The organism is Sphingomonas sp. CFBP 13603 (assembly GCF_014892665.1).
Classification (GTDB): domain Bacteria; phylum Pseudomonadota; class Alphaproteobacteria; order Sphingomonadales; family Sphingomonadaceae; genus Sphingomonas.
In genome coordinates this window covers 302608-311047 of the sequence record NZ_JADBIA010000005.1, presented here as the reverse complement: position 1 = coordinate 311047, position 8440 = coordinate 302608, and the positions used below count along the sequence as shown (strand labels likewise).

At 67.9% G+C, this 8440-nt stretch carries 4 protein-coding genes and 1 pseudogene; 2 read left to right on the top strand and 3 right to left on the bottom strand.

Annotation, left to right across the window (positions count from 1 at the left end; genetic code table 11):
- Window positions 1-231, bottom strand: a pseudogene (locus IFR23_RS11020) (hypothetical protein); the annotation flags it as partial.
- 154 nt (window positions 232-385) lie between these two features.
- On the opposite strand from IFR23_RS11020, the gene acs reads away from it, so the two are divergent.
- Both acs and IFR23_RS11010 read left to right on the top strand, forming a co-directional pair.
- Window positions 386-2341, top strand: coding sequence for an acetate--CoA ligase (gene acs / locus IFR23_RS11015; RefSeq protein WP_192975920.1), 1956 nt, complete (start codon window positions 386-388; stop codon window positions 2339-2341).
- The gene (locus IFR23_RS11010; protein WP_060526212.1) at window positions 2338-2961 is read left to right on the top strand and encodes a response regulator transcription factor; all 624 of its coding nucleotides are present in this window, start codon (window positions 2338-2340) and stop codon (window positions 2959-2961) included. Before acs ends, IFR23_RS11010 begins: the two co-directional genes overlap by 4 nt.
- A 262-nt stretch (window positions 2962-3223) precedes the next feature.
- Here the strand turns inward: IFR23_RS11010 and IFR23_RS11005 are convergent, their stop codons facing one another.
- Entirely contained in the window at window positions 3224-6487 is a 3264-nt protein-coding gene (locus IFR23_RS11005) for a hybrid sensor histidine kinase/response regulator (RefSeq protein WP_342344934.1), read from the bottom strand.
- Between the two features lie 137 nt (window positions 6488-6624).
- On the bottom strand, window positions 6625-8436 hold the full coding sequence (locus tag IFR23_RS11000; protein WP_192975919.1) for a DUF885 domain-containing protein: 1812 nt from the start codon (window positions 8434-8436) through the stop codon (window positions 6625-6627).
- Window positions 8437-8440: the final 4 nt, after the last annotated feature.

Sequence of the window (8440 nt, the reverse complement as noted above, 5' to 3'; positions counted from 1 at the left end):
GACCGCGGTCGGTGCGGCGGTCGACGTCGCCGGAGCGGCAGGTCGTGGCGCGGCCGCAGCCGTCGCCCGCGCTGCGTTCAGCTCGCCGCGCAGGTCCTGCACCGCCGCTTCCAGCGCCTTCAGCCGAGTCTCGAGCTCGACCTCGCGCGCCGTTTGCGCTTGCGCCACGCCGGGTACCAGCGCGGTGCCCGCGAGCAGCGCCGTCAAGGCCAGCCGTTTCTTGAACGCCATGAGTGTCATCCCCGTCTCCGCACTTTTCCACTGGTCTTACGCGTGGAATTAGCGTCGTCATCATGGCGCATTGCGTCCCCCGGTCCACCCCTTACTTTGGTGCGGGATGATCGCCCGAACGTGACCGCGTACAGCGCGGCAAAAGGAGAGCCAGATGACCGAGGCAAGCTATCCCGTACCCGCGGACTGGGCGAAGGACGCCCTGATCGACGCCGCCGCCTATGACCGGATGTATGCCGAGGCCGCAACCGATCCCGACGCGTTCTGGGCGAAGGAGGCCAGGCGGCTCGACTGGATCGTACCGCCGACCAAGATCAAGGACACCTCGTTCGACGAGAGCGACTTCCACATCCGCTGGTTCGAGGACGGACAGCTCAACGTCGCCGCCAACTGCGTCGATCGCCACGCCGACGCCCGTCCGGACGCGACCGCGATCCTGTGGGAAGGGGACGACCCCGCCGACGACCGCAAGATCAGCTATGCCGAACTCCGCGATGAGGTCTCGAAGCTCGGCAACGCGCTGAAGGCGAAGGGCGTCAGGAAGGGCGACCGCGTCACGATCTATCTGCCGATGATCCCCGAAGCGGCGTTCGCGATGCTCGCCTGCGCGCGGATTGGCGCGATCCATTCGGTGGTGTTCGGCGGCTTCTCGCCCGAAAGCCTGTGCAACCGCATCCACGACTGCGACAGCCGGATCGTCATCACCGCCGACGAGGGTCTGCGCGGCGGCAAGACCGTGCCGCTGAAGGCGAACGTCGACGCCGCGCTCGACCACGGCGATCTCGCGGTCGAGACGGTGATCGTCGTCCGCCGCACCGGCGGCAAGGTGACGATGACCGAAGGTCGCGACTGCTGGTATGCGGACTGCGTCGAGGGCCAGTCGACCGACTGCGCACCCGAGCCGATGAACGCCGAGGACCCGCTGTTCATCCTCTACACCAGCGGCTCGACCGGCCAGCCCAAGGGCGTGCTTCACTCGACCGGCGGCTATCTGGTCTGGGCGTCGATGACGCACGAATACGTCTTCAACTACCGCCCCGGCGAGATCTTCTGGTGCGCCGCCGATGTCGGCTGGGTCACCGGCCACACCTATTCGCTGTACGGCGCGCTCGCCAACGGCGCGACCACCGTGATGTTCGAGGGCGTGCCGAACTACCCCGACCACAGCCGCTTCTGGCAGATCGTCGATAAGTATCAGGTCAACATCCTCTACACCGCACCGACCGCGCTGCGTTCGCTGATGCGCGAAGGCGACGACTGGGTGACGCGCACCAGCCGCAAGTCGCTCCGGCTGCTCGGCTCGGTCGGCGAACCGATCAATCCCGAGGCGTGGAACTGGTATCACAATGTCGTGGGCGACGGCCGTTGCCCGATCGTCGACACCTGGTGGCAGACGGAGACGGGTGGGCACATGATCTCGCCACTGCCCGGCGCCACCGCGCTGAAACCCGGCAGCGCGACCAAACCCCTGTTCGGCGTGCTACCCGAACTGGTCGACGCGGACGGCAAGGTGCTGGAGGGCGCGGTCGAGGGCAACCTCGTCATCGCCGACAGCTGGCCCGGCCAGATGCGCACCGTGTGGAACGATCACGAGCGCTTCTTCCAGACGTATTTCTCGACCTACCCCGGCAAGTATTTCACCGGCGACGGCTGCCGCCGCGACGAGGACGGCTATTACTGGATCACCGGCCGCGTCGACGACGTCATCAACGTCAGCGGCCACCGCATGGGCACCGCCGAAGTCGAGAGCGCACTCGTCGCCCACTCGAAGGTCGCCGAGGCCGCGGTCGTCGGCATGCCGCACGACGTGAAGGGCCAGGGCATCTACGCCTACGTCACGCTCAACGCGAACGCCGAGCCGAGCGAGGAGCTCCGCAAGGAACTCGTCCAATGGGTCCGCCGCGAGATCGGGCCGATCGCGACTCCCGACATTCTCCAGTTCGCGCCCGCGCTGCCCAAGACGCGCTCAGGGAAGATCATGCGCCGCATCCTGCGGAAGATCGCGGAGAACCAGCTCGACCAGCTTGGCGACACCTCGACGCTCGCCGATCCCGCGGTGGTCGACGCACTGATCGCCGGCCGCGAGGAGGCTATCCCCGTACCGGCATGACGCGCACGATCCTCATCGCCGATGACCATCCGCTGTTCCGCCAGGCGCTCAAACTGGCGGTCAGCCGCGCCGCGCCCGACGCGGTGGTGATCGAGGCCGGGCAACTCTGCGAGGCGGTCGACGCGGTGCGCGCAGCGGAGCGGCTCGACCTGATCCTGCTCGATCTGCGGATGCCGGGGTCGGAAGGGTTCGCGGGTGTCGCGCTGCTTCACGCAGAACGCCCCGACACGCCGATCATGGTGATCTCCTCGGCCGACGAAGCCGAAGCGGCACCGCGTGCGAGGGCGTATGGCGCAATCGGCTTCGTCTCCAAGACCGCCGACTTGACCACGCTCGAAACCGCCGTAGCCCGCGCGCTCGCCGGCGAACGCGACGCGCCGATCGAAGGGGCCTCCGTCGATGACATGGCGACACGCGTCGCGAGCCTCACCCCGACTGAACTGAAGGTCCTGCTCGGCGTGCTGGCCGGCCGCCTGAACAAGCAAGTCGCCTTCGACCTCGGCATCTCCGAAGGTACGGTCAAGGGCCACATGACCGCCATCCTCCGCAAGTTAGGCGTCCAGAACCGCACGCAAGCCGTCCTCGCGGCTCGGGCAATGGACATCCACTTCGCCGACTAGCCGCGCACCACCGGCGCCCTCCCCAACCGTCATCCTGACGAAAGTCAGGACCCAGGATACCACCCGCCCCGATCGTGGCTCTGGATCCTGACTTTCGTCAGGATGACGGCGGGTTGCCGCCCCCCTCTCAATCCTCCCCCGCCAGGGGGAGGTGGCGCCGGAGGCGACGGAGGGGGAGGGACACGCAACAGCAGTTCTCCCTTTCCTTCCCCTCCGTCAGGCAAACGCCTGCCACCTCCCCCTTACGGGGGAGGTGGCAGGCTCAACTCCCCAGCGCCGCCGCCGCAGACGCATCCTCGATAAACCGCCACAAATCCGCCGGCACCACCGGCTTGGTCAGCACCACCAGCCCAACACACCGCGGATCGTCCGAAACCGCCCGATCCGCGGTCACCAGCGCAATCGCCGGCGCCGGCACCATCGCCCGCAACCGCGCAACCACGTCGAGCCCGTCCTCCGCCTCGTCCAGATGAAAGTCGACCAGCGCCACGTCCGGCTCTTCGTCCGCCGCCAGCTCCATCGCCTCGGCGATCGTCGCCGCCAGCAACGGCACGCACCGCCGCGCCCGCAACGCCGCATCGAGCGCCGCCAGGATCGTCGCGTCGTTGTCGAGACACAGCACCCGCAACCCCGGCACCAGCGCACGGCCGGCCAACGGAGTTGGCAACAAAACATCCAGCCCGGCCGGCGCCAGCGGCACGCGCACCGCAAACGTCGTCCCCCGCCCCAATGCCGACCGCAACTCCACCGCCGACCCGAGCAGCCGCGCGATCCGCCGCACGATCGCCAGCCCGAGCCCAACGCCGCCCCCCGCGCTCCCCTTGCTTTCGAGCCGCTCGAACTCCTCGAAGATCCGCTCGCGGTCCGCTGCCGCGATCCCCGGGCCGTTATCCCGCACCTCGATCAGCACATCGTCGCCCCTGCGCCGCGCGCCGATCCAGATCCGCCCATCCGCCGAATAGCGTACCGCATTCGAGAGAAAATTCTGCAGGATCGACCGCAGCAACGACCGATCCGTCGCCACGCTGAACGCGCCGGGATGCGCCGCCAGCACCAGCCCGCGCTCGCCCGCCAACGGCCGGAACTGCACCGCCAACTCCTCGATCAACGCCCCCAGCGCAAACCGCTCGACCTTCGGCACCACGCCCCCCGCATCGAGCCGCGACACGTCGAGCAACGCGCGCAGCAACGTGTCCGCCGATCCGATCGCGCCATCGATCCCGCGCACCAGTTCCGCCTGATGCGGCGCCTTCCCCTCGTCGAGCGCCGCACAGAACAGCCGCGCCGCATGCAACGGCTGCAACAGATCATGGCTCGCCGCCGCCAGGAACCGGGTCTTGTCGCGCGTCGCGGTCTCGGCGATCGCACGCGCCTCGCCGAGCATGTGGTTCGACCGCGCGAGATCCTGCGTCCGCGCCGCCACCCGTGCCTCGAGATCGGCCTGCGCCTCCTTCTCCGCGGTGATGTCGGTGAAACTCTGGACGTACCCGCCGCCCGGCATCGGTCGCCCAACCATCTTGATCCAGCGCCCCGATGGCCGTTGGCGCTCGAAACTATGTGGCGTGCCCCGCGCAAGGTGCGCCACCCGCCGACCGACATGCGCCGCGATATCGCCGGCGATGCCTTCGCGCTCGGCATTGTACCGGATCAGGTCGGCGATCGCGCGCCCGACCACGACATAGCCCTCGGGATAGTCGAACATCTCGACATAACGCGGATTCCACGCGACCAGCCGCAAGTCGGCGTCGATCACGCTGACCCCCGGATCGATCGTCTCCAGCGTCGCGGACAAGAGCGTGCGCGAGAACCGCAGCGAGCGCCCGCGCTGGTCGAGCAGCCGCACCACGTCGCTGACGTCGATCGCCGAGCCGGCGATGCTCGACGCGACGATCTTGCGTGCCGACGGCGCACCGATCACGCCCGCGATCAACCGCTCGGCGGTGCGCGCGGCCGGCCCGTCGATCGGCGCGCGCAGATCGGATGACGCCACCCCGATCGCGTCCGCCTCGCCGTCGCCGACGAACCGCGCGACCAGCATCCGCAATTCGCCAAGCGTGGTGACATGATCAAGCGCGGCATTCCCTCGGTGCCGTTCGCGGATGTGCAGCCCAGTCATCAGCGCGACGTTGACGCCGAGGCTCCACACCGTGCCGTTGACCAAAGGCGAGCCGATCCGCCACCCGAGCAACGCATCTGGATCGAGCCACCCCCGCGTAAATTGCGCCAACGCCGGCCCGACACCCTCGCCGATCGACGGCAGCAACAGGCAGTAGATCCAGACGATCACGCCCCCGACCAGTCCCGCGCGCGCGGCGGTGTGGTTGGCGAAGTTCCACCCGACCGTCGCGATCAGCGCAGGCGCGAACTGCGCGACGCCCGCGAATGCGATCAGTCCGATCGACGCCAGCGGCAGGTCCGCGCCGAGACTCCGCCCATACACCAGCGCGACAGCGACGATCGCCGCGATGATGACCCGCCGCACGCGCAGCATCCGCCGACCGAGCTCGCCTTCGCCCGCCTCGCCGTGCCGCCGGAGCAGCAGCGGCGCGAGCAGGTCGTTGGTCGCCATCGTCGACAGCGCGATCGTCTCGACCACCACCATCGCCGTCGCCGCCGAGAAACCACCAAGGAACGCGATCAGCGCGACGAGATGCTGCCCCTGCTGCAACGGCACCGCGAGCACGTACAGGTCGGGCTCGGCATCGGATGGCAAAAGCGTCATCCCGGCGAGCGCCAGCGGCAGCACGAGCAGCGAGATCACCACCATGTAGGCAATGAAAGGGCCGCGCGCCCTAGCGATCGCGTCAGGTCCCCGCGCCTCGATCACGCCGACGTAGAATTGCCGCGGCAGGCACAGGATCGCGAGCGCCGACAACAAGGTCCGCACCCAGAAATCGGACGTCAGCGTACCCCAGGTAAAGCCGGACCGAAGCCGCGCCAGTGATGGCGCCAGCGTCTCCGCCGGCACGTCCGCGAGCAGCGCCACCGTCACCACGCCGAGCACGACGAAGCACAGCAGCTTGATCAACGACTCCGCCGCGATCGCCGCCACTACGCCGGGGTTGCGCCCCGCGACCTCATACCGCCGCGCGCCGAAGACGATCGCGAACACCGCCAGCAGCAGCGCGACGAACGTACCGACCTCCGCCGAACTCCCCACGCCAGCGATCGCCCCGAAACTCAGCGTCACCGACCGCAACTGGAGCGCGATGTACGGTACCGACGCGAGCAACGCCGTCCCTGCCACGATTGCCGCCGTGCCCCGGCTGCGTCCATAGCGCGCTGAAATGAAGTCGGAGGTCGAACTCGATCCCTCCTCGCGCGCCAGCCGCACCAGCCGCGCGAGAAACTTCGGCGCGAGCAGGAACACCAAAGCCGGCCCGAGGTAGATTGCGAGGTAATCCCACCCCCGCGTCGCCGCGGTGCCGACCCCGCCGAAGAACGTCCAACTGCTGCAATACACCGCCAGCGACAGCGGATACGCGATCCGCCCGAGCCTGCGCGACAGGCCGCGCCGGTCCACCACCCAGGCGACCGTGAACAGGAAGGCGCCATAGGCCAGGATCGCAACGATAACGCTTGGCCCGACGATGACGATGCTCCGCTTGCAGGATCAGGTTTCTCCCCTCCTCAACCGAAGGGGGGAATGGGATGGCTAGCGCGCTATTGCCGCTTTGCCGCGATGTACCGGTTCACCTGCTCATCCAGCACCGCGAGCGGCAACGCCCCCTGGCTCAGCACCGCCTCGTGGAAGTCGCGGATATCGAAGCGTGGCCCGAGTTCCCGCTCGGCACGCGCGCGCAGTTCGGCGATCTTGAGTTCGCCCACCATGTAGCTCGTCGCCTGGCCGGGCCAGTTGAAGTACCGGTCGACCTCACGCGCGATATCGGTGTCCGAGACCGAACTGTTGGCCTTGAAATAGGCGATCGCCTGCTCGCGCGTCCACCGCTTCGAGTGGATGCCCGTATCGAGCACGAGGCGGATCGCGCGCCAAACCTGCAACGAGAGCATGCCGAACCGCGCATACGGGTCCTTGTACACGCCCATCTCGTTGGCGAGCCGCTCCGAATACAGCCCCCACCCCTCCATGTACGCGCCGTAGCCCCCGAACTTGCGGAACTTCGGAATACCGGTCAGCTCCTGCTGGCGCGCGATCTGGAAGTGATGGCCGGGTGCGCCCTCGTGCGCGGCGATCCCCGCGACCTGCACCTTCTGCGTCTGGTTCATGTCGACCAGATTGACGTAATAGATGCCGGGCCGCGATCCGTCGGCCGATGGCGGGTTGTAGAAGGCGGTCGAGGCGGTGCCTTCGCGCCATTTCTCGACCGCGCGAACCTCGAGAGGCGCCTTGGGCAGCTTCCGGAAATAGCGCGGTGCCGCGACCATGACCGAGGCGATCACCGCGCGGGCATCGCCGAGATACTGCTCGCGGCCCTCCGCAGTGTTGGGATATTTGAACTTCGGATCGGTCCGGATGTAGTTGAAGAACGCCTCAAGCGTCCCCTTGAAGCCGACCTCGCGCTTGATCGCCTCCATCTCAAGGCGGATCGACGCGACCTGCTTCAAGCCGAGTTCGTGGATCTGGTCGGCGGTCAGGTCGGTCGTGGTCGAGCTTTTCAACCGGTCGGCATAATAGGCCGCACCGTTCGGCAGGCTCCACGCGCCGAAATTGCCCTTCGACTTCGGCTCGATCTCGTCGAGCGCGGCGAACAGCGTGTCATAGCCGCGGCGGAACGGCCCGGTGAGCGCGGCGCTGGTGTCGGCCAACAGCTTTGCCTTCACATCCGCCGGCGCATCGAGCGCGGCGACCTTCTTGCGGAAATCGGCCCACACGCTCGAATCCGGCCCAGTGTCGAACGGCGCGCCCTTCAGGACCGCCTGCGCATCCGCGCGCGCCGGGGCGAAGTTCACCTTGTTGGGGATGATGCCCGCGGCCGCCTGCTCGCGCATCGTCGTCGCGACCTCGCGCATGACGCGCTCGGTATCGCGCAGGCGAGCGACATAGGCCTGCGCGTCGGCGACCGTGTCGACCTTGTGATTATTGATGAGCAGGACCGGGATGTCGCCCGCGGGGCTGCCGTTGGTCGATACGGGAAAGCGCAGCTTGCGGAACTGCAGCGACTGACGGCCGCGTTCCACCTCGTATTCGAACAGCCGGTAGCTGACGCCGGCGCTCTCGCCCAGTTGCGCCGGCTTGAAGCGCGCACGCATCGCGACCAGCTGGCGCTCCGCAAGCGCCTCGGCCCGTAGCGCGGCGGCATCGGTATAGTCGTCCAGCCGATCGTTGCTCGTCTTGAGCCCCAGCTGCGTCTGCGATTCCGGGCTCAGAGCGAGCTGCTCGTCATACGCCGTGTCGAGGAACGCGAGCAGCGCGGCATCCTGGACCGCCGTACTCGCCGCTTGCGCAGGGGCCGCCGCGTTTGCCTGAACCAACGGCACGACCGGCAAAAGCATGAGGGCGAGAGCTATACGCATCGAA

Excerpts from the sequence above, each read along its gene's own strand:
- acs (WP_192975920.1), top strand. The coding sequence starts at position 386 with ATGACCGAGGCAAGCTATCCCGTACCCGCGGACTGGGCGAAGGACGCC.
- IFR23_RS11010 (WP_060526212.1), top strand. The coding sequence starts at position 2,338 with ATGACGCGCACGATCCTCATCGCCGATGACCATCCGCTGTTCCGCCAG.
- IFR23_RS11000 (WP_192975919.1), bottom strand. The coding sequence starts at position 8,436 with ATGCGTATAGCTCTCGCCCTCATGCTTTTGCCGGTCGTGCCGTTGGTT.